This window comes from Frateuria terrea, assembly GCF_900115705.1.
GTDB lineage: Bacteria > Pseudomonadota > Gammaproteobacteria > Xanthomonadales > Rhodanobacteraceae > Frateuria_A > Frateuria_A terrea.
This window is the reverse complement of the sequence record NZ_FOXL01000006.1, coordinates 18697-41765: the sequence shown is the minus strand read 5'-3', so window position 1 is coordinate 41765 and position 23069 is coordinate 18697. Positions and strand designations below refer to the sequence as shown.

Sequence of the window (23069 nt, the reverse complement as noted above, 5' to 3'; positions counted from 1 at the left end):
GCCCGGATGCGCCTCATCCGCCCGCTGGCCAATGCCCTGCGCTCACCGCTGCTGCCGTTCTGGCTGGTGATCGCGCTGCTGCCGTTCGGGCGCAGCTCGGAACTGGGCACGCTGCTGTGCCTGATCGGCACGGTTCTGTTGTTCGTACGCCACCCGGGCGCGCTGCGCGAGCATGCCGGCGCGCGCCTGCTGCTGGCGTTGCTGGCGTGCTACGTTGGAGCGGCGCTGCTGTCGGCCGTCGATGCGGTGGCGCCGGGCAAGAGCTGGAGCACGACCGCGGGCTTGCTCCGCTACGCACCGCTGGGTCTGTATGCCTGTTTTGCGATCCGTCGCGAGGGCAGGCTGCGCGCGCTGTACGTCGCCGTGGCGGCCGTAGTGGCGATCTGGTCCATCGACGCCTGGCTGCAGGCGCTCACCGGCTGGAGCCTGGGCGGTCATGCACAGGCCGAGCGTATCTCCGGCATCTTCGGCGCGGACAACCTCAAGCTCGGCCCCACCCTGGCCGTGCTGGCGGCGTTTCCGTTGTGGGCGGCGCGCGAGCGCTGGGGGCGCATCGGCCTGGTGCTCGCCTTCGCGGCGATGCTGGGTCCGGTGCTGCTGGCGGGCTCGCGGGCGGGCTGGCTCTGTTATGGCCTGGCCGGGCTCGCCTTTGCCTGGCGCGAAGCCGGCTCGGCCCGTCGCTTGCTGCTCTGGTGCGGCCTGGGTGCGGTGCTGGTGGCACTGGCCGGCGCGCTGGCCTGGCGAACCTCGGACCGTTTCCACGACAGGATGGAACGCACCCTTGCCGTGTTCACCGATAGCCCCCAGGGCCTGAACGAGGCACTGACCGGGCGGCCGGCCATCTGGCGCGCCAGTGTGCGGATGGTTGCCGACCATCCGTGGAACGGCGTCGGCGTGCGCGGCTTCCGCTACGCCTATCCCGACTACGCCCCGGCCAACGACCACTTCCTGGTCGCGGAAGCCTGTGGCGTGGGCGAGGGGGCCTGCCATGCGCACCAACTTGTGCTGGAAGTGTTGAGCGAGACCGGCCTGATCGGTCTGTTGCTGTGGCTGGCCGGGACCGTGCTGGCCTTCTGGGCATGGCATCGACAGCGGCCACCGGCACGCGCGCATGCCTTCCCGGTGACGGTGGCGCTGGTCGTGATGCTGTTTCCGCTCAACACCCATCTGGCCTTCTACTCGGCCTGGTGGGGCCTGCTGTTCGCCTGGCTGCTGGGGCTGTGGTGCGCGGCCCTGAACCTGGTGGAGGATGGCGATGCGTGAATCGCTCTCGGTGGTGGTCACCACGTACAACAGCGAGGACACGCTCGGAGCCTGCCTGGCGTCGGCGGCTTGGGCCGACGAGATCGTAGTGCTGGACTCCGGCTCCTCCGACGCCACCATCGACATCGCGCAACGCCACGGCGCGAGTCTGCACACGCAGCCATTTGCCGGTTACAGCGCACAGAAGCAGGCGGCGATCGACCTGGCCCGGCATCGCTGGGTGCTGCTGCTGGATTCGGATGAGGCACTGCCGGCCGATGCTGCCGCTGCCGTGCAGCGGGTGCTCGAGTCACCCTGCTGCGCGGGCTACCAGCTCTGGCGGCGCGAATGGGTTTTCTGGCGCTGGCAGTCGCCGCGCGCGCGGCTCAACCACTACGTGCGGCTGTTCGACCGCGAGCGTGCCCGCATGAGCGGTCACAGCGTGCACGAAACGGTGCAGGTGGATGGACCGGTCGGCCGCCTGGACGTGGTGCTGGATCACTACGGCGAACCGGACATCGCCGGTCGGGTGGACAAGGCCAACCGCTACTCCTCGCTGCAGGGGGCCGAAGATGCGCGCCGGCAGCGCGCCTGGCTGGGCTGGCGGCTGGTGGCCTACCCGACGATCGCCTTCCTGCGCTACTACCTGTTGCGCGGGCACTGGCGCGCCGGCTGGGCGGGCTTCATCGCCGCGCGCGTGCACGCGTTCTACGCCTTCCTCAAGTACGCCAAGCTGCATGAGGCACGGGTGCGCGCCGCGCAGGGCACGCCGCGCCATCCGCGTCAGCGGTAGACCTCCGGCGCGCCGGGCGGGCGGCTCTTGAAGCGCTTGTGCACCCACAGGTACTGCGCCGGCGCCGCGCGCACCATCTGCTCGACGCTGGCGTTGACCACCGCGGTGTCGGCCGCCGCGTCGCCGCCCATGGGAAGCGGCGCGCCCAGGCGCATCGCGTAGCCACCCTCCGCCAGCCGGTGGTGGAAGAAGGGGATTACCTGCGCCTGGCCCATGCGCGCCAGGTGGTGGGTGGCGGTGATGGTCGCTGCAGGCACACCGAAGAACGGCACGAATACGCTGTCCTTGCTGCGCATGTCCTGGTCGGGCGCGTACCACACGGTGCCGCCGCTGCGCAGGTATTTCACGGTGCCGCGGATGTCGTCCTTCTCGAACATCGCCGCCGCGTAGTGCAGCCGCGCGCGCAGCACGGTCCACTCGAACACCGGCGAGTCCATGCGCCGGTACATCCCGGCGATCGGGATGCGCCGCGAGATCAGCCGCGCGCACAACTCGAGGTGCGAAAAGTGCCCACCGACCAGCAGCACGCCCTGGCCCTGCGCGCGCGCGGCCTCCAGGTGCTCCAGGCCTTCGACGCGCGTGGGGATGCGCGCGATGGCGCGGTCGGAGCCCATCCAGCCCAGCGCGAACTCCACCAGCATCAGGCCGATGTCGGTCAGGTGCGCGTCGACCAGTGCGGCCTGTTCCTGCGCATCGAGTTCGGGAAAGCACAGCGCGATGTTCGCCTCGGCGACGCGGCGCCGGCGCGAGGGCACGTGGCGGATCAGCGTGCCGAGCAGCCGGCCCAGGCTCATCAGCAGCGGATAGGGCAGGCGCGCGATCAGCCAGATGACGGCCACGCCCAGCCAGGCCGGCCAGTGGCGCGGGGCAAGGAGCGAGGGATCGAAGGAAGGGCGGGGCATGCCGGGCATCCGGGCGATTGTACGGGGATGCGGGGTTGATGCGTCCTTCTCTGAGCGGGCGGGCCGCTTGCCGGAAATGCCATCAGAGCCAAGCTGCATGGGCATTCCCCCGCAAGCCTTGATCCCTCAACCCGCCCCTTCCCCCTGAGGGGAGAGGGAGTAACGGCACGGCCTATAATTCCCGCCATCACTTCCGGCTGGCCTCCCGTTGCGCTACCTCTACACCTTCGTGATGTACCTGGCGACGCCGCTGATCGTGCTGCGCCTGCTGATCCGTGGCGCGCGCTATGGCAACTACCACCGACGCTGGCCGGAGCGTTTCGGGCTGTTCCAGAAACCGCAGTTCAGCGGCAGCCTGTGGGTGCACGCGGTATCGGTGGGCGAGGTCAACGCGGCCGAGCCGCTGATCAAGGCGCTCAAGAGCGACTACCCCAATGCGCCGCTGGTGGTCACCACGGTGACGCCGACCGGTTCGGCGCGCGTGCACCAGTTGTTCGGCGACAGCGTGTTCCACGTCTACCTGCCCTACGACCTGCCGTTCGCGGTGCACCGATTCCTCAAGCGGGTGCGACCGCGGCTGGCGCTGATCGTGGAAACGGAAATCTGGCCGAACCTGTATTTCGCCTGCCGGCGCCGCGGTATTCCGCTGATGATCGTCAACGCGCGGCTGTCCGAGCGCTCGATGCGCGGCTATCGCCCGCTGCGTTCCATGGTGCGCGCGGCGCTGCGCAGCGTGCGCCAGATCGCCGCGCAATCGCGCACCGACGCGGCCCGTTACCGGTTGCTCGGCGCCGAACCTTCGCAGCTGGTCGTCAGCGGCAACTTGAAGTTCGACATGCCGGTGCCCGATGGTGCGGTGGACAAGGGCGCCGCGTTGCGCGCGCAGTGGGGGCCGCGCCGACCCGTCTGGATCGCCGCCAGTACGCACGAGGGTGAGGAGCTGGCCGTACTCGAAGCCCACCTCGACGTACTGCGGCGCCTGCCCGATGCGCTGTTGCTGATCGCGCCGCGCCACCCGGAGCGCTTCAAGCTGGTGGAGCATTCGGCGCGCAGCCTGGGCTTTTCCGTGGCCACGCGCAGCGTCGAGCGGGTGCCGGGCGCGCACCAGGTATTCGTGATCGACGCAATGGGCGAATTGATGCCGTTCTACGCGTCCGCGGACCTGGCCTTCGTCGGCGGCAGCCTGGTGCCGATCGGTGGGCACAACGTGCTGGAGCCGGCGGCGCTGGCGCGGCCGGTCCTGGTAGGACCGCATACGTTCAACTTCGAAGAGATCACCCTCACGCTGATCCGCGAGGGCGGTGCCAGCCGCGTGGCGCACGTGGACCAACTCGGCCATGACGTGCTCGGCCTGTTGCGCGATGAACGACAGCGCGAACGGATGGGGCGGCAGGCGCGGCGCGTGTTCGACAGCGAGCGCGGCGCCGTGGGACGGGTGATGGATCTGGTCGACCGGGTACTGGAGGAGTAGCCGTCCATCCCCCGGCTGTGCCGGGGGATGGAGGTGCCCGCTTATTCGAGCAGCGAGTTGACTGCCTCGATGTCCTTGATGTCGATCGTGCCGGCCGCCTGCTTGAGCTGCAGCTGGTCCAGGATCAGCGCGTGACGCGACTGCGAGTAGCTGCTCTCGGCCTGCGTCAGGGTCTGGATCGCGTTGAGCACGTTGAGCATGGTCTGCGTGCCCACGTCGAAGCCGGCGCGGGTCGCTTCCAGCGCCTTCTGGCCGGACTCGACCGAGGCCTTGTTGGCCTCCACCTGGCTGATGCCGGCGATCACCGAGCGGTAGAAGTTCAGCGTGTCGCGGGTGACCTGGCGGCGCTGGGCCTCGAGCGAATCCTCAGCCGCGTCGCGCTGGTAGATCGACTGGCGCACGCGCGATTGCGTGGCGAAGCCGGAGAAGATCGGCACCGTCAGCGTAATGCCCACGGTGGTGCCGTAGCGTCCGTTGCGGTCGGCGAAAGCACCGCCCATGTTTTCCAGCCAGTTGGCCGAGGTGCCGCGGCTGACCGAGGCGTTGATCGTCGGCAGGTGACCGGCACGCGCGGAGTTGACGCTGTGCGAAGCCGCTTCCACGTTGTACTGCTGGGCGGCCACGTTGGGATTGTTCTTGAGCGCTTCGCTCACCCAGGCGTTCGGGTCGGCCGGCTTGGGCGCCACCATCGGCAGGTCGTCCCGCAGCTGCTTGAGGTTGCCGACCGGCTTGCCGGTGATCTGCGCCAGCGCTTCGCGGGCGTCGTTGAGCGCATTGTTGGCGGCGACGGTCTGCGCCTTGGCCAGCTCGTAATAGGACTTCGCCTGGTAGACGTCGGTCACCGCCGACAGGCCCACGTTGAAGCGCTGCTCGGCCTGCTCGTAGGACTGCCGGAAAGCGTCTTCGTTGGCCTTGGCGTAGGCCAGCTCGTCCTGGCTGGTAAGCACGCCGAAGTAGGCGGCCGTCACGCGCACGAACAGCTCCTGCAACGACGCGTTGTACTGCGCGTTCTGCGAGTCGGATTGCGATTCGGCCGCGTGCAGGTCGGCGATCTTGCTGAGGTCCAGGATGGTCTGGCTCAGTTCCAGCGATTCGTCGCGGCTGCGCAGGTGGCCGGCGTTGATCGGCGCGCCACCGAGCGTGGTCGTCTGCGCGCTGGATCCGCTGGACTGGCTGAAGGTGGCGCGGCCGGACAGCTGCGGCAGCAGCAGCGCACGGGTCTGGGTCACGCCTTCGCCGACCGACAGGCGTGTCGCCTCGGCCTGCGCCAGCACCGGGTCGTTGGCGCGCGCTTGGCGATAGGCATCCATCAGGTCCTCGCCGTGGCCGGGCAGCGAGGTCGCCGACAGGGCCAGGGCCAGGGTCAGAAGCTTCAAGCGCATCGGGGTTGCCTCATGCAATCGATTGGAAGATTAGAAAACGAAACGGCGGGGCGGCTCGGCGTGGGCCAGGTACGGCAGGTCGGTCTCGAACAGGTATTCCTCGCGAAAACCGCCAGCGCCGGTCTGGGTCAGCAGCACGGCCTGCTGCGCGGGCGACTCGCCGCGGATCGCCAGCAAGCGGCCACACGGCTTGAGCCAGCCGAGGAAGCGCTGCGGAACCTGCCACACCGCGCCGGTCACCACGATGGCGTCGAACCTGTCCTGCGGCTGCCAATCCTGCACCGCGTCGGCGGTGACCAGGCTTGCGTTCGCGATGCCGGCTGCCTCCAGGCGCGACTGCGCGGCGGCGGTGAAGTCGCCATGCACGTCCACGCTGGTCACGTGCGCGGCCAGCTTGGCCATGCAGGCGGCGAGGAACCCGGAGCCGGTACCGATCTGCAGCACGCGATCGGTCGGCTTCAGGTCCAGCGCCTGCAGCACGCGGCCTTCGATCACCGGTTTCATCATGACCTGGCCATGGCCCATCGGCAGGCACACGTCGGCGAACGCCAGCCGGCGGTGCGCCGGCGCCACGAAATCCTCGCGGCGCACCTGCGCCAGCGCATCGAGCACGCGTACATCGAGCACATCCCAGGGGCGTACCTGGTTCTCGACCATGTTCTGCCGTGCCTGTTCGAAATTCATCGCCATGGTCTTACGTCCGCAAGAATCAAAAAAGATCAAAAGGATAAGCGTTCGGAGGCCGTCGCGACAGTGCGTTTAGCCTGCGGCCTGGAGGCGGGCACCCGAAGTGCCGGAAGTCATCGCGCCGGATTGACGGAAGTCATGCGTGGCGCGCTGTCCGCGGACACTTGCATTGCGAGGCAGGCTTCGCAGGCGCCGGTCCGCGCCTGTTTCGGCCAGCCGCGCCCGGCAAGGGGCGTCCGTGGCGGTACACTGCGCTCAAGGAATGCCGCGAGGCGGTCGAAGACATGCTCGCTTCCAAGGGAACTGGAAATAAGTAAACCGATCCGTATAATAAATTTCTTCCGTCCTCTTGTGAAGCTGCTCCCGCTCAAGGTGTCACCATGAATTGTCCCGCCCATGCCAAGGCTCCCGGTCCCGGTCGTCCGAAGGACATGGAGAAGCGTGCGGCGATCCTGGAGGCGGCCAAGGCGCTGTTCATCCGCAACGCGTTCGCCGGCACCAGCATGGACGCCGTGGCAGCCGAGGCGGGCGTGTCCAAGCTGACCGTCTACAGCCACTTCGGCGACAAGGACAATCTTTTCCGCGAAGTGATCCGGGCCCGGGTGCAGGACCTGCTGCCGGAGGAGACCTATCACTTCGACCCGCGCGAGAACATCGCCGACACGCTCCTTCGCGTGGCGCTGACCCACGCGCGGCTGGACTGCAACGCCGAGACCGTGGGCACCTTCCGCGCGATCCTCTCCGACTGCCGCCAGGGCAATCCCCGCTACGGCCGGCTGATGTGGGAGGAGGGCGCCACGCGCACGCATGGGTTGATGGAACGCCTGCTGCAGCAGGCCGTTGACGCCGGCAAGCTTCAGATCGACGACGTGCCGCGCGCCTGCGTGCAGTTCCTCACGCTGATCAAGGGCAACCTGATGATGCGGCAGATGTTCGGCTGCTGCGAATGCCCGGACAGCTACGCCGCCGAGATCGAGGCCACCGCCCGCGCCGGCGTGAAGATGTTCCTGCGCGCCTACCTGCCGCGCTGAACCACGGGCGGGCTTCAGCCTGCCACAGGTCTTTCCAGCAAAGCGGTTCGGTGGCCTGAGTCGCCCCGCCGCCCGCGCTTCACCACGGTTTCGCGCTGCCTCCACTAGCGTTCCCTCGATACCCACACCGAGGGACAGACATGGCAAGCAAGCCGTTCCTGACCGACATCGAAGCCATCCGCAAGCGCGCCCGCGAGCACATCGACCAGGGCGCGATCACGGCCGGCTACAGCGCCGACCGCGAGACCGTGATCAAGCTGCTCAACGAAGCGCTGGCCACCGAGATCGTCTGCACGCTGCGCTACAAGTACCACTACTACATGGCCTCGGGGATCCACTCGCAGGCGGTCAAGGCCGAGTTCCTCGAGCACGCGCAGCAGGAGCAGGAACATGCCGATCGCATCGCCGAGCGCATCACGCAGCTGGACGGCAAGCCGAACTTCAATCCGGACGGCCTGCTCAGCCGCGCGCACGCCGATTACGCCGAAGGCGCCGACCTGGTCGACATGATCAAGGAAGACCTGATCGCCGAGCGCATCGCGATCGACACCTACCGCGCGATCATCGAATACATCGGTGCCGACGACCCGACCACCCGCCGCATCATGGAAGAGGTGCTGGCGCAGGAGGAGGAGCACGCCGAGGACATGTCGACGCTGCTGGCGCAACTGGGCCAGCAGGGCGAGCCCGCGCAGCCTGCGCGGGCCCAGCCGGCCGCGAAGCCGTCGCCGAACGCCGGGTCCGGCTGGCAGCACTGATTACCAGCCGGCGAGCACCAGCTTGCCGATGCTGCTTCCGGCCTCGATGCGCCGGTGCGCTTCGCGCAGGTTGGCGGCGTTGATCGGCACAAGCGCTTCGCGGACGATCCCGCGCAGTTCGCCCGCATCGACCAGCTCGGCCACGCGCGCCAGGATGCGACCTTGCTCGTCAAGGTCGGCGGTGCCGGCGCGCGAGCGGGTGAACATCGATTCCCAGTGGATGCCGATCGACTTGGCCTTGTACGTGCCGCCCAGCGGCAGCGGGCCACGCGGCTCGACGATCAGGCCGACATGGCCCTGTGGCGCGAGCAGGTCGCCCAGCACCTCCCAGTAGCGGTCGGTGTCGGCCAGGTTGACCGCTGCGTCCAGCTGGTTCACGCCTATCGCCGCCAGTTGCGCGGCCAGTGGCTGGCGGTGGTCGACCACCTCGGCGGCACCGAGGTCGCGGCACCACGCGGCAGTTTCCGGGCGCGAGGCGGTGGCGATGACGCGGAAGCCGGCACGCCGGGCGAGCTGGATCGCCATCGAGCCCACGCCGCCGGCGCCGCCGATCACCAGCAGCGTGCGGCCGCCACCGCCGTGCTCGCTGTCGAACGGCATGCGCTCGAACAGCAGTTCCCAGGCGGTGAGCGAGACCAGCGGGAGGGCGGCCGCCTGCGCCGCGTCGAGCGTGCGCGGTGCAGGCGCGACCAGGCGTGCATCGACTGCCTGAAACTGCGCGTTGCTGCCTGGGCGGGTGGCATCGCCGGCGTAGTACACGCGGTCGCCCGGCGTAAAAGCGGCCACGCGGGCGCCGACCGCGTCCACTACGCCGGCCGCATCGAAACCGAGCACACGCGGAGCCATTTCCGCCGCCGCTCCCGACGCCCGCAGCTTGGTGTCCACGGGATTGACCGACACCGCTTCCACGCGTACGCGCAGGTCGCATTCGCCATGGGCGGGTAGCGGCAGGTCGAGGTCGACGAGCGACTGCGGGTCGTCGATCGGCAGATGGCGGGTCAGCGCGACGGCTTTCATGCGACGCCGCCTTCGGCGGGCAGGCTGGCTGGCACCGGCGGCGGGTTACGCTCGGCGAACATGCCGTTCCAGTACGGGTAGTAGGGGTAGGGCGGCATCACCGCGCTGGCGGCATCCAGCCGTGCCATCTGGGAGGCATCCAGCGACCAGCCGACCGCGCCGAGGTTGTCCTGCAGCTGCGCTTCGTTGCGCGCGCCGATCAGCACGGTCGCGACCGTCGGGCGCTGCAGCAGCCAGCGGATGGCGACCTGCGGGACGCTGCGGCCGGTCTCGGCGGCGACCGCATCGAGCGCGTCGACCACACGGTACAGGCGCTCCTCGTCCACCGGCGGCGCGAACTGCGCGGTCTCGTGCAGCCGGCTGCCCGGCGGCAATGGCTGGCCGCGGCGAATCCTGCCGGTGAGCCGGCCCCAGCCCAGAGGGCTCCACACCACCGCGCCCAGGCCCTGGTCCATGCCCAGCGGCATCAGCTCCCATTCGTAGTCGCGGCCGATCAGCGAGTAGTAGGCCTGGTTGGCCACGAAGCGCACGCGACCGTGGCGGTCGGCCGCCGCCTGCGATTTCATCAACTGCCAGCCGGAGAAATTGGACGCGCCCAGGTAGCGCACCTTGCCTGCGCGCACCAGGTCGTCGAGCGTACCCATGACCTCGTCCACCGGCGTCATCGCATCGAAGTGATGCAGCTGCAACAGGTCGATGTAGTCGGTGCCCAGCCGCCTGAGCGCGCGTTCCACACCGCCGACCAGGTGGTGACGTGAAGCGCCGACGTCGTTCGGTCCGTCGCCGGCGCGCAGCGTCAGCTTGGTCGAAAGGATCGCCTGCTCGCGCCGGCCTTTCAGTGCGGCGCCGAGGATGGTTTCCGAGGCACCGTCGGAATAGACGTCCGCGGTGTCGAACAGGTGGGCGCCGGCCTCCAGGCAAAGGTCGACCAGGCGCCGCGCCTCGGCGGTGCCGGTCGCGCCCCAGGCGCTGAACAGCGGGCCCTTGCCGCCGAAAGTGCCGGCGCCGAAGCCGAGCGCGGGCACCTTGAAGCCGGCGGCGCCGAGGAAGCGGTATTCCATGATGTGGGTCCTTGGGGTGGGAAAACGATCAACGCTCGCAGGCAGCGAGTCGCGCCGGCGCGGGGCGTGCCGCGCGCAGGCCGGCCATCGCCACCGCCGCACCGGCCAGGGTGACCAGTGCGCCGGCATACGGCACGACGGCCAGGCCGGCGCCGCGCTCGATTACCGTGCCGCCGAGCCATGCGCCGAGCGCATTGCCGAGGTTGAATGCGCCGATGTTCAGGCTCGAGGCGAGATTGGGTGCGCCGGCGGCCTTCTGCAGCACCCACAGCTGCAGCGGCGCGACGGTGGCGAAGGCCGCGATGCCGAACAGCAGCATCGCCAGCACGGCCGGCAGGCGGGCGTGCAGCGCCACGCCGGTGAACACCAGCGTGGCGGCGAGCGCCAGCAGCGTACCCACCAGCGCCGGCGCCAACCGCCGGTCGGCGGCCCGTCCGCCGAGCAGGTTGCCGAGCACCAGGCCCACGCCGACCAGCAGCAGGATCGGCGATACCGCCGCATCCGCGTAGCCGCTCACTCGGGTGAGCAACGGCTGGACGTAGGTGAACACGGTGAATACGCCGGCAAAGCCGAGCACGGTCGTGGCCAGGCCGAGCAGCACTGCCGGCTGGGCGACGGCGCGCAACTCCGTGCGCAGCGGCAGCGCCTCGTGGCGGGCGTCGTGGGCCGGCACAAGCGCCGCGATCACGATGAGCGCCGCCACGCCGATGGCGGCCACTGCCAAGAACGTCGCGCGCCAGCCGGCGAGGTGCCCCAGCCAGGTGCCGACAGGCACGCCCAGCAACGTGGCCAACGTCAGGCCGGTGAACATCAGCGAGATCGCCGAGGCGCGCCGGTCGGGCGCGACCAGTCCGGCGGCCACCACCGAACTCACGCCGAAGAAGGTGCCGTGCGCGAGCGAGGTGACCACCCGCGCTGCCATCAGCCACCCGTAGTCCGGCGCCAGTGCACAGGCCAGGTTGCCGAGCGTGAAGATGGCCATCAGCCCCAGCAGCACGGTCTTGCGCGGCAGTCGCCCGCTGGCCACGGTGAGTAGTGGTGCACCGACGAACACACCCAGCGCGTAGCCGGAAATCAGCAGGCCGGCGGCGGCGATATCCACGTGCAGGTCGCGGCCGACCTGGAGCAGCAGGCCCATGATCACGAATTCGGTCGTGCCGATGCCGAAGGCGCCGGCGGCCAGCGCGTAGAGCGCCAGGGGCATGCGGGAGGAAGGAGATGCCACGGCTGGGATTCCGGCTCGGAAAACACGCAGGCTAGGCGCTTGCACTTTCGTCGGAAACCATCAGGATGACGAATCGGTTTCAACGAACTATTGATAATCATGGACCGCCTCGACGACCTCGCCCTGTTCCTGCGCGTGCTGGACCTGGGCTCGATCAGCGCCGCTGCGCGCAGCCTGGACCTTTCCGTCGCGGTGGCCAGCCAGCGCCTGAAGCGGCTCGAACGCGGCCTGGGCGTGCGCCTGCTGCAACGGACCACGCGGCGCCTGCACCCGACGCCGGAGGGGCGCCTGCTGGCCGAGCAGGGCCGCGTGCTGGTCGAGGATCTCGATGCGCTGACCACCGATCTGCGCCAGAGCGCCGACAGCGTGTCAGGCACGCTGCGCATGACGCTGTCGGCGGCGTTCGGCCGCCAGTACATCTCGCCGTTGCTGCCTGAGTTCCTGGCGCGCTATCCGAAGCTGCGCCTCTTCGCGCACCTGAGCGACGAACGGCAAGATCTGGTCGGCGAGGGCTACGACCTGGCCATCCGCATCGGCACGCTGGGTGATTCCACGCTGGTCGCCCGCCGGCTCGCTGCGAACCGACGGATGTTGTGCGCCTCGCCGGACTACCTGCGCCGGCATGGTCACCCGCATACGCCGGCCGAGCTGGCACACCACGAGTGCGTGTTGCTGACCGGCCGCGACGGACGCCAGGACACCTGGCGGCTCACCGACCGCCGTGGTCGCGAACACGTCGTGCGTGTGCAGGGCCGCTTCGAAACCACACTGGGCGAGCTGGTCCGGGATGCGGCACTGGCCGGCCAGGGCATCGCAATGCATTCGCACTGGCACACCCACGAGGAGCTGCGCACGGGGCGGCTGGAAGTGGTGTTGCCCGACTACTCGCTGCCCGAAAGCGGCATCTACGCGGTCATGCCGCAACGCCGGCTGGTGCCGCCACGGGTGCGCGCGTTCATCGACTTCCTCGGCGAGCGACTGGGCGGGGTACCGCCGTGGGAGCGCGGCGCGCGGGCATGAAAAAGGCGCGCCGCCATCGCCGGCGGCGCGCCCGGGCAGGAACGCTGGCTACTTGGAAACCTTGTAGCGCTCGACGCCGGCCAGGATCTCGGCCTTGGCCTCGTCGGCGCCGACCCAGCCCTCGACCTTGACCCACTTGCCCTTCTCCAGATCCTTGTAGTGCTCGAAGAAGTGGCCGATGCGCTCGAGCCAATGGGGCGAGACGCCCTTGATGTCGCTGATGTGTGCGTAGCCCGGGAAGATCTTGGGCGCAGGGATCACGATCAGCTTCTCGTCGCTGCCGGCCTCGTCGGTCATCTTGAGCATGCCCACGGGAATGCAGCGAATGACCGAGGCGGGAATCAGCGGCAGCGGCAGGATGACCAGCGCGTCCAGCGGATCGCCGTCGCCGCCGAGGGTGCCGGGCACGTAGCCGTAGTTGCACGGATAGCGCATCGGCGTGGACAGGATGCGGTCGACGAAGATCGCGTCGCTTTCCTTGTCCACTTCGTACTTGACCGGCTCGGCATCCTTGGGAATTTCGATGACGACGTTGATTTCGTCCGGCACGTTGCGGCCGGCGGAGACGTGATGCAGACCCATGGGAATCCTTCGGGGGAAACGAAAAAGCGAGGCGCGAAAGGATACGGCAAACGCTGCTGCAATGCAGCGTAGATCGCGGGTGGATGTTTAGCCGGCGGCTATCTGGGCATGGACAAAATCGGTCGCCGCAGAGATGCGGGCTTGAGCCCCTTTCCCCCCCCGGAGAGGGTTGGGGTGAGGGTCCGGTACCGCCGGATGCCTCGCTCCGCCCGAACCCCCACCCGCCTGTCGGCACCCTCGCCCGGAGGGAGAGGGGCTCGGTCGTGTGGCTTGAGGAAGGCGCCTCGACTTCGGCGCCATGCGCCCACGCTCGGTGCGAACAGTGTCGGGAGGAGAGTGCGGTCAGCGCAACGGCCGCTCGCGCAACCACTTCGTGGCGATCCACTTCTCGCCGCGGACCACCGGCAGGCCTGCGTGCAGCGAGCTGGTGTCGCCACCCTCGTAGGCGAAATAGACGGCCGAACCGGCAAGAGCCGTAACCGTCAGGCCGACGTTCGGAAAGCCGGTGCCGCCGCCCTCTTCGGGCGTGTTGAGATACATCACCACGCTGGCGATGCGCTGGCCGCCGCGGGCGGTCACCGCGGCGAAGCCCGGCTGGGTGGGATCGAACCAGTCGTAGTGCGGCTCGTATTCCTGGCCGGGCAGGTAGTGCAGCACCTGCAGGCCCTCGCCGTGCTCGACCGGCACGTCGAGCAGCGTGGCCAGCCGTTGTTCGATCGTGCGCACCAGCGGTGTCTCGCCCAGCTTGAAGAACATCCCGGCGCTGGTGCGCCGTTCGTCCACCTGGTGCTTGCCGTCTTCGGCCACGGTCATGGCACGATCCAGCCGCGGCCGCGCGGCGTCGATCAGCGCGGCACATTCGCCCTTATCAAGCAACCCGTCGAGCACGCGCACGATCGGCGCTTCCATGCCCGCGCTCACGCGCACCTCGCGGCCGTCGACGATCGTGCGTGGCGCCACCGGCGCGCGGGTGCGCCGGCCGCTGGGCGTGTTGGCGTTGATCGAGCTCAGCGGGATCTTCAGCACTTCGGCCACCGCGCTGCGGCATTGTGCCGGCGGGTAGCCGGCATCCTTGAGCAGCTTGAGCACCTCCGGCACGCCGTGGCCGGCGCGCGCGGTGGCGAGGATCCACTCGCGCAACTGCGGGTTGATGCTGCCGGAAGAAGCTCTCATGCGTCGGATGCGGTGGCGAGGGCGGCCGGGTGGCCGCCGGAGGCCTCATTTTACGTGCTGCCAAAGCCAGGTGTATTCGAGCGCGTGCATGAAGGCCGACTGCTTGTTGTCCGCCGCGCCGCCATGGCCGCCCTCGATGTTTTCATAGAAGTCGGCGTCGTAGCCCATCGCCTGCATCTTCGCCGCCATCTTGCGTGCGTGCGCCGGGCCGACGCGGTCATCGCGGGTGGAGGTGGTAAAAAGCACCGGCGGATAGTGCTCGCCGGGCTGCACGTTCTGGTAGGGCGAGAAGCTCCTGATCCAGGCCCATTCGGCCGGCTTGTCCGGATCGCCGTACTCGGCCATCCACGAGGCACCGGCGGACAGGTGCGTGTAGCGCTTCATGTCCAGGAGCGGCACCTGGCTCACTATCGCGCCGTAGAGATGCGGATAGAGCGTGAGCATGTTGCCCATCAGCAGGCCGCCGTTGCTGCCGCCCATCGCGGCCAGGTGCTTGGGTGACGTGACCCTGCGCCTGACCAGGTCCTCCGAGACCGCGGCGAAATCCTCGTACGCGCGCAGGCGGTGGGCCTTGAGCGCGGCCTTGTGCCAGCGCGGGCCATACTCGCCACCGCCGCGGATGTTGGCGATCACGTAGACGCCGCCCTGCTCCAGCCAGGCCCGGCCGATGCTGCCGCTGTAGCTGGGGAGCAGGGCGATCTCGAAGCCGCCGTAGCCATACTGCAGGGTCGGGTTCGTTCCATCGAGCGTCAGCTGCTTCGGGGCGATCTCGAAATACGGCACGCGGGTGCCGTCCTTCGAGCGCACGAAGTGCTGGCTGACCTGGTACTTCGACGCGTCGAAGAAAGCAGGGCTGTGCTTGATCGCCTCGGCATCGCCCTTGCCGAGCGTGCCGTAGTACAGCGTGGTCGGCTGCAGGAAGCCGGTGACGGTAAGGAAGTAGTCGTCGCTGTCGTCCTCGTCGATACCGCCGGCGTCGATCGAGGACAGTGCCGGTGCGCCGCCGAGCGGCTGGCGCTTCCACGCGCCCGGGGTGGGGGTGAGCACCTCCAGCTTGTTCACCACGTCGTCCATCACGTTGAGGATCAGGTGCTGGCGCGTCCAGGAATAGCCTGCCAGGGCGGTGCTTTCGGTGGGCTCGAACAGCACGGTGATTTCGCGCTTGCCCGCCATGTAGTCGTCGAAGTTGGCCGCCAGCAGCGAACCGGCCTTATAGGTCTTGCCGCCGACCTGCCAATCGCTGCGGGGCTCGACCAGCAACCATTCGCGCTCGACGCTGCTCTCGGCGTCGTCGGGCACGTCGATGCGGGTCAGCTTGCCGTCCTTGCCCAGCAGGTAGCTTTCGCTGTCGTAGAAGGCCAGCGCGCGCTGCACGAAGCTGCGCTCATAGCCGGGCGTGAGGTCGCGGTAGGCGCTGATCGCGAGGTCCTTGGGCTTGCCTTCGTAGACCGTCGTCGCGTCGGCGAGCGGCGTGTCGCGGGTCCATAGCTTGGCGATCCGCGGATAGCTCGATTCGGTCATCGAGCCCGGGCCGAAATCGGTGCCGACGAAGATGTGGTCCTGGTCGGCCCAGGCGACCTGGCTCTTGGCTTCCGGCAGTTCGAAGCCGCCCTTGACGAAGGCCTTGTCGGCAAGATCGAACTCGCGCACCACGTCGGCGTCGGCGCCGCCGCGCGACAGCGAGACCAGGCACCGGCGGTACTCGGGCTTGAGGCATTGTGCGCCGTGCCAGACCCAGTTCTCGTGTTCGGCCGCGGCCAGAGCGTCGATGTCCAGCACCGTCTCCCAGGCTGGCTCGGGCTTGCGGTACTCGGCCAGGGTAGTGCGCCGCCACAGGCCCTTGGGATGGGCCTTGTCGCGCCAGAAGTTGTAGTAGTAGTCGCCCAGCTTCTGCACGAAGGGGATGCGTGCGTTGGAGTCGAGTACCTCGAGCAGGCGCGCGTCGAGCTGCTTGAACGCGGGCGACTGCGCGTAGTCGCCGACCGTGGTGGCGTCCTGCTGCTTGACCCAGTCCATCGCGCGGTTGCCGTCGATGTCCTCGAGCCAGAGATAGGTGTCATCCGGGGCGCGTGCGCCGGTGGCTGGTGCGAAGCTGTGTGCGTGTGTCATGCCTGCCAGTGTGAGGCCCAGCGCGAGCGCGAGCCAGCGTGCGTTGTGGTTCATGCCGTTGTTCCCCTGTGGAACGGCCGAGTGTGGCCGGTCGGGTGGTGGAGTGCCTGTGACTGAAGTCAGGGCGCGCTCTGCTTCTTCTCAACCTTGGGGAGAGGGCTGGGGTAACGGGTCGGGGCTGGCGGGACTGTCGCTCGTGCGCCCAACAAGAGCGAAGGCCCACGAGGGGCCTTCGGTCGGTGTGTTGCAAGTGTGGTCCTCACCCCGAACCCTCTCCCTGGAGGGAGAGGGGGCGATCGCGCTGTGCCGGTTCGCCTGCTCGGGTCTGCCGTAACCGTTTGCTCCCCACGATTACAACAACGGAATCATTAAGAGCGCCACGATGTTGATGATCTTGATCAGCGGATTGACTGCCGGGCCGGCCGTGTCCTTGTAGGGATCGCCCACGGTGTCGCCGGTGACCGCAGCCTTGTGCGCCTCCGAACCCTTGCCGCCGTGGTGACCGTCCTCGATGTACTTTTTGGCGTTGTCCCAGGCGCCGCCGCCGGTGGTCATGGAGATGGCCACGAACAGGCCGGTGACGATGGTGCCGATCAGCACGCCGCCGAGCGCTTTCGGTCCCAGCAGCAGGCCGACCACGATCGGCACCGCCACCGGCAGCAGCGAAGGCACGATCATCTCGCGGATCGCCGAGCGGGTGAGCATGTCCACCGCCTTGTCGTACTGGGGCTTGCCGGTGCCCTGCATGATCCCGGGGATGTCGCGGAACTGGCGGCGCACTTCCTCCACCACCGCGCCGGCCGCACGGCCGACCGCTTCCATGGCCATCGCGCTGAACAGATAGGGGATCAGGCCGCCCAGCAGCAGGCCGATGATCACCATGTGGTCGGAAAGATCGAAAGCGAAGGTTTGCCCCGCGTTGTTGGCCGCCAGGTTGTGCGTGTAGTCGGCGAACAACACCAGCGCTGCCAGCGCTGCCGAGCCGATCGCATAACCCTTGGTCACCGCCTTGGTGGTGTTGCCTACCGCGTCCAGCGGGTCGGTGATGCCGCGCACTTCGGGCGGCAGGTCGGCCATCTCGGCGATGCCGCCGGCGTTGTCGGTGATCGGGCCGTAGGCGTCTAGCGCCACGATCATGCCGGCCATCGACAGCATGGCGGTAGCGGCGATGGCGATGCCGTACAGGCCGCCCAGGTGGTAGGCGCCCCAGATCGCCAGGCACACCACGATCACCGGCCACGCCGTGGCCTTCATCGAGACACCTAGGCCTGCGATGATGTTGGTGCCGTGGCCGGTGGTGGACGCCTGCGCGATGTGCTGCACCGGCTTGTACTGCGTGCCGGTGTAATACTCGGTGATCCATACGATCAGGCCGGTCAGTACCAGGCCGATCAGTGCGCACCAGAAGATCGCCATGCTGCCGACGGCGCCGTCGGCTCCCGCCAGGCCCTGCGGCAGCAGTTCGCGGGTGACGAACCAGAAGCCCACCGCCGAAAGCACCGCAGAGACGATCACGCCCTTGTACAGCGCGCCCATGATCGAGCCGCCTTCGCGCACCTTGACGAAGAAGGTGGCGATGATCGAGGCGATGATCGAGACACCGCCGAGCACCAGCGGGTAGAGCACAGCGTGCGGGTCGGCGGCGAACATCAGCCCGCCCAGCAGCATGGTGGCGATCACCGTCACGGCGTAGGTCTCGAACAGGTCGGCCGCCATGCCGGCGCAGTCGCCGACGTTGTCGCCGACGTTGTCGGCGATCACCGCCGGGTTGCGCGGGTCGTCTTCGGGAATGCCGGCCTCGACCTTGCCGACCAGGTCGGCGCCGACGTCCGCACCCTTGGTGAAGATGCCGCCGCCCAGGCGCGCGAAAATGGAGATCAGCGAACTGCCGAAGGCCAGGCCCACCAGCGGGTGCAGAGGATCGGGCACGCCCAGGTGGTTCAGGACCAGCCAGTAGCCGGTCACGCCCAGCAACGCCAGGCCGACCACCAGCATGCCGGTGATGGCGCCGCCCCGGAAGGCCACGTCCATTGCCGCGCGCATGCCGCTGCGCGCCGCCTCGGCGGTGCGTACGTTGGCGCGCACCGAAACGTTCATGCCGATGTAGCCGGTGGCGCCGGACAGCACCGCGCCGATCAGGAAGCCGACGGCGGTGTACCAGCTGAGAAAAAATCCGATGAGCACCAGCAGGACGATGCCCGCCAGCGCGATGGTGCCGTACTGGCGATTGAGGTAGGCGCGTGCGCCTTCCTGGATGGCCGCGGCGATCGCCTGCATGCGCTCGTTGCCCGCCGGGCGGCTGAGCACCCAGCGTACCGAGACCAGGCCATAGAGTATCGCCAGGACCGCGCACCCCAGCGCGATCCACAACCACATACCGTCCTGCTGCTGCATTCGGTGCCTCCCCAGGTGAGTGGATACCGCGGATGGCGGGTTGCCTCACGGGCAGCTCGCCCTTGGCCGCCGCAACAGCGGCCTCGGCGAGTATAGGCAGGGAAGATGTGATTGATTGTTGTGCGCCGCAGCGCCAACCGCGCCGCTGGCCGTTGCGGCCAGCGGCGGAAGCGGTCCTAGTGGAAGACCGCGTCCAGGATGATGCCGGTGGCAACGGCGACCAGCACGTAGTTGTCGTCGTCGTCGCGCACCCAGTGGTAGCCACGCGGCGGTGGGCGCAGGCGGTAATGGTCGTAGTCGCGCACGATCACGATCGGACCGTCGTAGCGGCGGCCGCGTTCCCAGTGACGGCCATGGCCATGCCAGCCCCGGTCGTGGTCGTCATCATCGCGCCAGTCGCGGTGGTCGGCGCGCCAGCCACGGTCGTCATCGTCATGCCGGTCGTGGTCGTGGCCATAGGCATGACCATTGCCGTGACCATGATGGTCGTGATCGTGATCGGCCAGCGCTGCGCCGCTGGCGGCGAGCAGGGGCAGGGCGATCAGGGCGCTCAGCAGAAATTTCATCGTCTCTCTCCCTTGGCCGGGCGCATGGCCCGGATGGTCGCAGCCTAGGAAGCGGCGACTGAACGCATGGTAGCGATGTGTACTCGGCCTTCACGTGACGCTCAGCAAGAAAACCGGCGCCTGTCGGCTCAGGGAAAGGCAGGCAAGCGCCTGGCTACCGCCATGTTGCGCAGGCTGGCGTAGGCCGGCAGGCCATCCTTGCCATAGGGCGGAGGCGCCTCGCCGCGGACCAGTGGCGACAGGTAGCGCCGGGCGGCAGCCGTGATGCCGAAACCGTCGCGGCGGATGAACCCCTTGGGCAGTTTCTTTTCGCGATTGGCGATCTTCCTCAGCTCCGCCGGTTCGATCTTCCAGCGATAGGGCGATTCAGAGGTGCGCACGATGACCGGCATCACCGCATTCATGCCAGCCAGGGCGAACTCCACCGCCGCGCGGCCCACCGCGTATGCCTGCAGCACGTCGGTGGCCGAGGCCAGGTGCCGCGCCGATCGTTGCAGGTAATCGGGCAGCGCCCAGTGCACCTTGTAGTCGAGCCTGTCCTTGACCAGTTGGGCCAGCACCGCCGCCGCGCCGCCCAGCTGTGCGTGGCCGAAGGCGTCGCGCGTGCCTCCCTCGGCCAGGAAGTGTCCGGCCGCGTCGCGCACGCCCTCGGAGGCGACCACCGTGCACCAGCCGACGCGCTCGACCGTCGCCTTCACCTTGGCCAGGAATGCACCTTCGTCGAACGCGTTCTCGGGGAACAGGATCACGTGCGGCGGCGCGTCCGGGCCGTCGCCAGCCAGACCCGCGGCCGCCGCGATCCAGCCGGCGTGGCGTCCCATCACCTCGAGGATGAATACCTTGGTCGAGGTGTCGGCCATCGAGGCGACGTCCAGGCTGGCCTCCAGCACGGATACGGCGGTGTACTTGGCCACCGAGCCGAAGCCGGGGCAGCAGTCGGTGACCGCCAGGTCGTTGTCCACCGTCTTGGGCACGCCGATGCAGCGGATGTCGTAGCCCATCGCCTTGCCGAGCTGGGAGATCTTCAGCGCGGTATCCGCCGAATCGTTGCCGCCGTTGTAGAGGAACCAGCGGATGTCGTGCGCGCGCAACACCTCGATCAGGCGCTCGTATTCGGCACGGTTGGCTTCCAGTGACTTCAGCTTGTAGCGACAGGACCCGAAGGCGCCGCCGGGCGTGTGGCGCAGTGCGGCGATCGCGGCCTTCGATTCCCTGGACGTATCGATCAGGTCCTCGCGCAATGCACCGAGGATGCCGTTGCGCGCCGCATAGACCTGCACCCCCTTTGCACGCGCGGCCTCGATCACGCCGGCAGCGGTTGCGTTGATCACCGCGGTGACGCCACCGGATTGCGCGTAGAGCAGGCGACCTGGCTGTGAGGGCATGCGTGATCTCCTTGTGGAACAGTAGTTTGGCGACGATCTGACGGCGCCTTGGTTTGACGGGGCAAGGCCCAGACGCTAATTTGACGCCCCTTGGGTGAAATCTGGCGAACCGCCGCAGCGTGCGCGCGGACCTTACGCCCCGGAGCATTATGCGACTCGTCCTACTCGGTGCGCCCGGCTCGGGCAAAGGCACGCAGGCGGCGCGGCTGAAGGCCGACCTCAACGTACCGCACATCTCCACCGGCGATATGCTGCGCGCCGCGGTGGCGGCCGGCACGCCGCTTGGGCTGAAGGCCAAGGCGGTGATGGACGCCGGCCAGCTCGTCTCCGACGACATCCTGCTCGGCATGCTGGAAGAGCGCCTGGCGCAGGACGATGCCCGCAACGGCTTCATCCTCGACGGCTATCCGCGCAACCTGGCCCAGGCCGACGCGCTGGATCACCTGCTGGCCCGCATCGGCCAGCCGCTCGACGCCGTGGTCAAGCTCGAAGTACCCAACGAGGCGATCGTCGGGCGCTGCCAGATCCGCTTTCAGGCCGAAAACCGCGCCGACGACAACCCCGATACCGTGCGCCGGCGCCTGGGCATCTACGCCGAGCAGACCGCCCCGGTGGCCGACTTCTACGCCAAGCGCGGCAAGCTGCAGGTGGTCGATGGCGTGGGCGAGCTGGACGAGGTCACTGCCCGCATCAAGCGCGCGCTCGAGCGCGAGTCGGCCGCGGCCAACGGCTGAGACCAACGTGCGTCCTCTCCCCTGCGGTGAGAGGGCTGGGGTGACCGGTCGGTAGGGCGAAGATAGCCACCCGCCGCCGTCCCGCAAATCCCCGTACCCTCACCCCCAGCCCCTCTCCCGGCGGGAGAGGGGAGTCCCACGGCGAGAGGGAGGGTTTCGAAAACATGCGTCTGCACATCCTCGGCATCTGCGGCACCTTCATGGGCGGCGTCGCCGCGCTCGCGCGCGAGCTTGGACTGACCGTGGAAGGCTCCGACGCCGCCGTCTACCCGCCGATGAGCTCCCAGCTCGAGGCGCTCGGCATCCGCCTGATGGACGGCTATGCGGCTGGACACCTGCAGCCTGCGCCGGATCTGGTCGTGGTCGGCAATGCCATGACACGCGGCAACCCGGCCATCGAATACATGCTCGATGCGCAGCTTCGCTACGTCTCCGGCCCCCAATGGCTGGGGGAGACCGTGTTGGCGGGACGCGAGGTGCTGGCAGTGGCCGGCACGCACGGCAAGACCACCACCACCAGCCTGCTGGCGCACCTGCTGGACCATGCATCCGAAGGTCAGGCGGGATTGGCGCCCGGTTTCCTGGTCGGCGGCGTGCCCGGCAACTTCGGCGTGTCCGCCCGGCTGGGCGACGCGGCCTCGCCGTTCGTGATCGAGGCGGACGAGTACGACACCGCCTTTTTCGACAAGCGCTCGAAGTTCGTGCACTACCGGCCGCGCGTCGCGATTCTCAACAACCTCGAGTACGACCACGCGGACATCTTCCCGGACCTGGCCGCGATCCAGCGCCAGTTCCACCACCTGGTGCGCACCGTGCCGGGCAATGGGCGGCTGATCGTCAACGCGCACGATGCCAACCTGGCCGACGTGCTGGCGATGGGTTGCTGGACGCCGGTGGAAACCTTCGGCATCGGCGAGGGCGACTGGCAGGCGCGGCTGATCGAGGCGGACGGCTCGGCGTTTGCCGTACAGCGTCACGGCGAGGCGATCGGCGAGGTGCGCTGGTCGCTGCTGGGCAACCACAGCGTACTCAACGCGCTGGCCGCGCTGGCGGCCGCTGCCGCCGCTGGCGCCGATCCACGCGCGCTGCTGCCGGCGTTCGCCAGCTTCAACAGCGTCAAGCGCCGCATGGAACTGGTCGGCGAAGTCAACGGCGTGCGCGTGTATGACGATTTCGCCCATCATCCGACCGCGATCGCCACCACCCTGGCCGGCCTGCGCGCCAAGGTAGGCGAGGCGCGCATCCTGGTCGCGCTGGAGCCGCGTTCGAATTCGATGCGGCTGGGTGCGCACGCGGCAGCACTCGCGCCATCCCTGGCCGATGCCGACGCGGTGGTATTCCTGCATCGGCCGGAGCTGCCGTGGGACGCCGGGCGCGTCACCGGGGCGTTGCAAGGGCGCGGGCGCACGGCGCCGACCGTGGCAGCGCTGATCGAGGCGCTGCGAAGCGAAGCCCGCCCGGGCGACCATGTGGTGTTCATGTCCAACGGCGGTTTCGAGGACGCGCCCAGGCGCTTCGCCGAGGCGCTGGGCTGACG

Annotated in this window: 20 protein-coding genes; 8 read left to right on the top strand and 12 right to left on the bottom strand. The window is 68.6% G+C overall.

The window, feature by feature from the left end:
- Nucleotides 1-6 precede the first annotated feature (6 nt).
- Both BMZ38_RS11535 and BMZ38_RS11530 read left to right on the top strand, forming a co-directional pair.
- Nucleotides 7-1263: an O-antigen ligase family protein gene (locus BMZ38_RS11535; RefSeq protein ID WP_091337580.1), complete on the top strand. Its 1257-nt coding sequence runs from the start codon at nt 7-9 to the stop codon at nt 1261-1263.
- The gene (locus tag BMZ38_RS11530; protein ID WP_091337578.1) at nt 1256-2035 is read left to right on the top strand and encodes a glycosyltransferase family 2 protein; all 780 of its coding nucleotides are present in this window, start codon (nt 1256-1258) and stop codon (nt 2033-2035) included. The genes BMZ38_RS11535 and BMZ38_RS11530 overlap by 8 nt, the downstream gene beginning before the upstream one ends.
- Here BMZ38_RS11530 and lpxL read toward each other — a convergent pair.
- A complete protein-coding gene (lpxL, locus tag BMZ38_RS11525; protein ID WP_091337576.1) occupies nt 2026-2937 on the bottom strand; it encodes an LpxL/LpxP family Kdo(2)-lipid IV(A) lauroyl/palmitoleoyl acyltransferase in 912 nt (303 codons plus the stop codon). The genes BMZ38_RS11530 and lpxL overlap by 10 nt on opposite strands.
- A 208-nt stretch (nt 2938-3145) precedes the next feature.
- On the opposite strand from lpxL, the gene waaA reads away from it, so the two are divergent.
- The gene (gene waaA, locus BMZ38_RS11520) at nt 3146-4408 is read left to right on the top strand and encodes a lipid IV(A) 3-deoxy-D-manno-octulosonic acid transferase (protein WP_091337574.1); all 1263 of its coding nucleotides are present in this window, start codon (nt 3146-3148) and stop codon (nt 4406-4408) included.
- 41 nt (nt 4409-4449) lie between these two features.
- On the opposite strand, the gene BMZ38_RS11515 is transcribed toward waaA, so the two are convergent.
- Complete coding sequence (locus BMZ38_RS11515; protein WP_091337572.1) at nt 4450-5790, bottom strand: TolC family outer membrane protein; 1341 nt, start codon at nt 5788-5790, stop codon at nt 4450-4452.
- Between the two features lie 30 nt (nt 5791-5820).
- Nucleotides 5821-6480 carry a protein-L-isoaspartate O-methyltransferase family protein gene (locus tag BMZ38_RS11510; RefSeq protein WP_091337570.1) on the bottom strand — a complete coding sequence of 220 codons (660 nt, stop codon included), beginning with the start codon at nt 6478-6480 and terminating at the stop codon, nt 5821-5823.
- A gap of 377 nt (nt 6481-6857) precedes the next feature.
- Between BMZ38_RS11510 and BMZ38_RS11505 the strand changes: the two genes are divergently transcribed.
- On the top strand, nt 6858-7508 hold the full coding sequence (locus BMZ38_RS11505) for a TetR/AcrR family transcriptional regulator (protein ID WP_091337568.1): 651 nt from the start codon (nt 6858-6860) through the stop codon (nt 7506-7508).
- Nucleotides 7509-7648: 140 nt separating this feature from the next.
- On the top strand, nt 7649-8266 hold the full coding sequence (locus BMZ38_RS11500; protein ID WP_091337566.1) for a ferritin-like domain-containing protein: 618 nt from the start codon (nt 7649-7651) through the stop codon (nt 8264-8266).
- Here the strand turns inward: BMZ38_RS11500 and BMZ38_RS11495 are convergent, their stop codons facing one another.
- From BMZ38_RS11495 to BMZ38_RS11485, 3 genes are read right to left on the bottom strand one after another with little or no spacing between them, the layout of a single operon-like run.
- Nucleotides 8267-9283, bottom strand: coding sequence for a zinc-binding alcohol dehydrogenase family protein (locus BMZ38_RS11495; protein ID WP_091337564.1), 1017 nt, complete (start codon nt 9281-9283; stop codon nt 8267-8269).
- Nucleotides 9280-10344: an aldo/keto reductase gene (locus BMZ38_RS11490; RefSeq protein WP_091337562.1), complete on the bottom strand. Its 1065-nt coding sequence runs from the start codon at nt 10342-10344 to the stop codon at nt 9280-9282. Before BMZ38_RS11490 ends, BMZ38_RS11495 begins: the two co-directional genes overlap by 4 nt.
- Before the next feature lie 28 nt (nt 10345-10372).
- Entirely contained in the window at nt 10373-11548 is a 1176-nt protein-coding gene (locus BMZ38_RS11485; RefSeq protein ID WP_091337560.1) for an MFS transporter, read from the bottom strand.
- A gap of 120 nt (nt 11549-11668) precedes the next feature.
- On the opposite strand from BMZ38_RS11485, the gene BMZ38_RS11480 reads away from it, so the two are divergent.
- Nucleotides 11669-12589 (top strand): LysR family transcriptional regulator, encoded by a 921-nt coding sequence (locus BMZ38_RS11480; RefSeq protein WP_091337558.1) that lies wholly within the window; start codon nt 11669-11671, stop codon nt 12587-12589.
- A 48-nt stretch (nt 12590-12637) separates the two neighbouring features.
- Here BMZ38_RS11480 and ppa read toward each other — a convergent pair whose 3' ends face one another.
- From ppa to BMZ38_RS11450, 6 genes are all read right to left on the bottom strand, one after another.
- The gene (gene ppa / locus BMZ38_RS11475; protein ID WP_091337556.1) at nt 12638-13171 is read right to left on the bottom strand and encodes an inorganic diphosphatase; all 534 of its coding nucleotides are present in this window, start codon (nt 13169-13171) and stop codon (nt 12638-12640) included.
- Nucleotides 13172-13513: 342 nt separating this feature from the next.
- A complete protein-coding gene (locus BMZ38_RS11470) occupies nt 13514-14344 on the bottom strand; it encodes a 2OG-Fe(II) oxygenase (RefSeq protein ID WP_091337555.1) in 831 nt (276 codons plus the stop codon).
- Between the two features lie 45 nt (nt 14345-14389).
- On the bottom strand, nt 14390-16507 hold the full coding sequence (locus BMZ38_RS11465; RefSeq protein ID WP_091337553.1) for a prolyl oligopeptidase family serine peptidase: 2118 nt from the start codon (nt 16505-16507) through the stop codon (nt 14390-14392).
- A 297-nt stretch (nt 16508-16804) separates the two neighbouring features.
- Nucleotides 16805-18829, bottom strand: a complete 2025-nt coding sequence (locus BMZ38_RS11460; RefSeq protein WP_245747283.1) for a sodium-translocating pyrophosphatase — start codon at nt 18827-18829, stop codon at nt 16805-16807.
- Nucleotides 18830-19023: 194 nt separating this feature from the next.
- On the bottom strand, nt 19024-19413 hold the full coding sequence (locus BMZ38_RS11455; protein ID WP_091337549.1) for an RcnB family protein: 390 nt from the start codon (nt 19411-19413) through the stop codon (nt 19024-19026).
- 128 nt (nt 19414-19541) lie between these two features.
- Nucleotides 19542-20798: a 6-phosphofructokinase gene (locus BMZ38_RS11450; protein WP_091337548.1), complete on the bottom strand. Its 1257-nt coding sequence runs from the start codon at nt 20796-20798 to the stop codon at nt 19542-19544.
- 149 nt (nt 20799-20947) lie between these two features.
- Between BMZ38_RS11450 and BMZ38_RS11445 the strand changes: the two genes are divergently transcribed.
- Entirely contained in the window at nt 20948-21532 is a 585-nt protein-coding gene (locus BMZ38_RS11445) for an adenylate kinase (protein ID WP_091337546.1), read from the top strand.
- A 164-nt stretch (nt 21533-21696) separates the two neighbouring features.
- Nucleotides 21697-23067 carry a UDP-N-acetylmuramate:L-alanyl-gamma-D-glutamyl-meso-diaminopimelate ligase gene (gene mpl, locus BMZ38_RS11440; RefSeq protein WP_091337544.1) on the top strand — a complete coding sequence of 457 codons (1371 nt, stop codon included), beginning with the start codon at nt 21697-21699 and terminating at the stop codon, nt 23065-23067.
- Nucleotides 23068-23069: the final 2 nt, after the last annotated feature.

What these genes read in the sequence shown, in the direction of transcription:
- BMZ38_RS11535 (WP_091337580.1), top strand. Translation starts at nt 7, where the DNA reads ATGCGCCTCATCCGCCCGCTGGCCAATGCCCTGCGCTCACCGCTGCTG.
- BMZ38_RS11530 (WP_091337578.1), top strand. Translation starts at nt 1,256, where the DNA reads ATGCGTGAATCGCTCTCGGTGGTGGTCACCACGTACAACAGCGAGGAC.
- lpxL (WP_091337576.1), bottom strand. Translation starts at nt 2,937, where the DNA reads ATGCCCCGCCCTTCCTTCGATCCCTCGCTCCTTGCCCCGCGCCACTGG.
- BMZ38_RS11515 (WP_091337572.1), bottom strand. Translation starts at nt 5,790, where the DNA reads ATGCGCTTGAAGCTTCTGACCCTGGCCCTGGCCCTGTCGGCGACCTCG.
- BMZ38_RS11510 (WP_091337570.1), bottom strand. Translation starts at nt 6,480, where the DNA reads ATGGCGATGAATTTCGAACAGGCACGGCAGAACATGGTCGAGAACCAG.
- BMZ38_RS11505 (WP_091337568.1), top strand. Translation starts at nt 6,858, where the DNA reads ATGAATTGTCCCGCCCATGCCAAGGCTCCCGGTCCCGGTCGTCCGAAG.
- BMZ38_RS11500 (WP_091337566.1), top strand. Translation starts at nt 7,649, where the DNA reads ATGGCAAGCAAGCCGTTCCTGACCGACATCGAAGCCATCCGCAAGCGC.
- BMZ38_RS11495 (WP_091337564.1), bottom strand. Translation starts at nt 9,283, where the DNA reads ATGAAAGCCGTCGCGCTGACCCGCCATCTGCCGATCGACGACCCGCAG.
- BMZ38_RS11490 (WP_091337562.1), bottom strand. Translation starts at nt 10,344, where the DNA reads ATGGAATACCGCTTCCTCGGCGCCGCCGGCTTCAAGGTGCCCGCGCTC.
- BMZ38_RS11485 (WP_091337560.1), bottom strand. Translation starts at nt 11,548, where the DNA reads ATGCCCCTGGCGCTCTACGCGCTGGCCGCCGGCGCCTTCGGCATCGGC.
- BMZ38_RS11480 (WP_091337558.1), top strand. Translation starts at nt 11,669, where the DNA reads ATGGACCGCCTCGACGACCTCGCCCTGTTCCTGCGCGTGCTGGACCTG.
- ppa (WP_091337556.1), bottom strand. Translation starts at nt 13,171, where the DNA reads ATGGGTCTGCATCACGTCTCCGCCGGCCGCAACGTGCCGGACGAAATC.
- BMZ38_RS11470 (WP_091337555.1), bottom strand. Translation starts at nt 14,344, where the DNA reads ATGAGAGCTTCTTCCGGCAGCATCAACCCGCAGTTGCGCGAGTGGATC.
- BMZ38_RS11465 (WP_091337553.1), bottom strand. Translation starts at nt 16,507, where the DNA reads ATGAACCACAACGCACGCTGGCTCGCGCTCGCGCTGGGCCTCACACTG.
- BMZ38_RS11460 (WP_245747283.1), bottom strand. Translation starts at nt 18,829, where the DNA reads ATGTGGTTGTGGATCGCGCTGGGGTGCGCGGTCCTGGCGATACTCTAT.
- BMZ38_RS11455 (WP_091337549.1), bottom strand. Translation starts at nt 19,413, where the DNA reads ATGAAATTTCTGCTGAGCGCCCTGATCGCCCTGCCCCTGCTCGCCGCC.
- BMZ38_RS11450 (WP_091337548.1), bottom strand. Translation starts at nt 20,798, where the DNA reads ATGCCCTCACAGCCAGGTCGCCTGCTCTACGCGCAATCCGGTGGCGTC.
- BMZ38_RS11445 (WP_091337546.1), top strand. Translation starts at nt 20,948, where the DNA reads ATGCGACTCGTCCTACTCGGTGCGCCCGGCTCGGGCAAAGGCACGCAG.
- mpl (WP_091337544.1), top strand. Translation starts at nt 21,697, where the DNA reads ATGCGTCTGCACATCCTCGGCATCTGCGGCACCTTCATGGGCGGCGTC.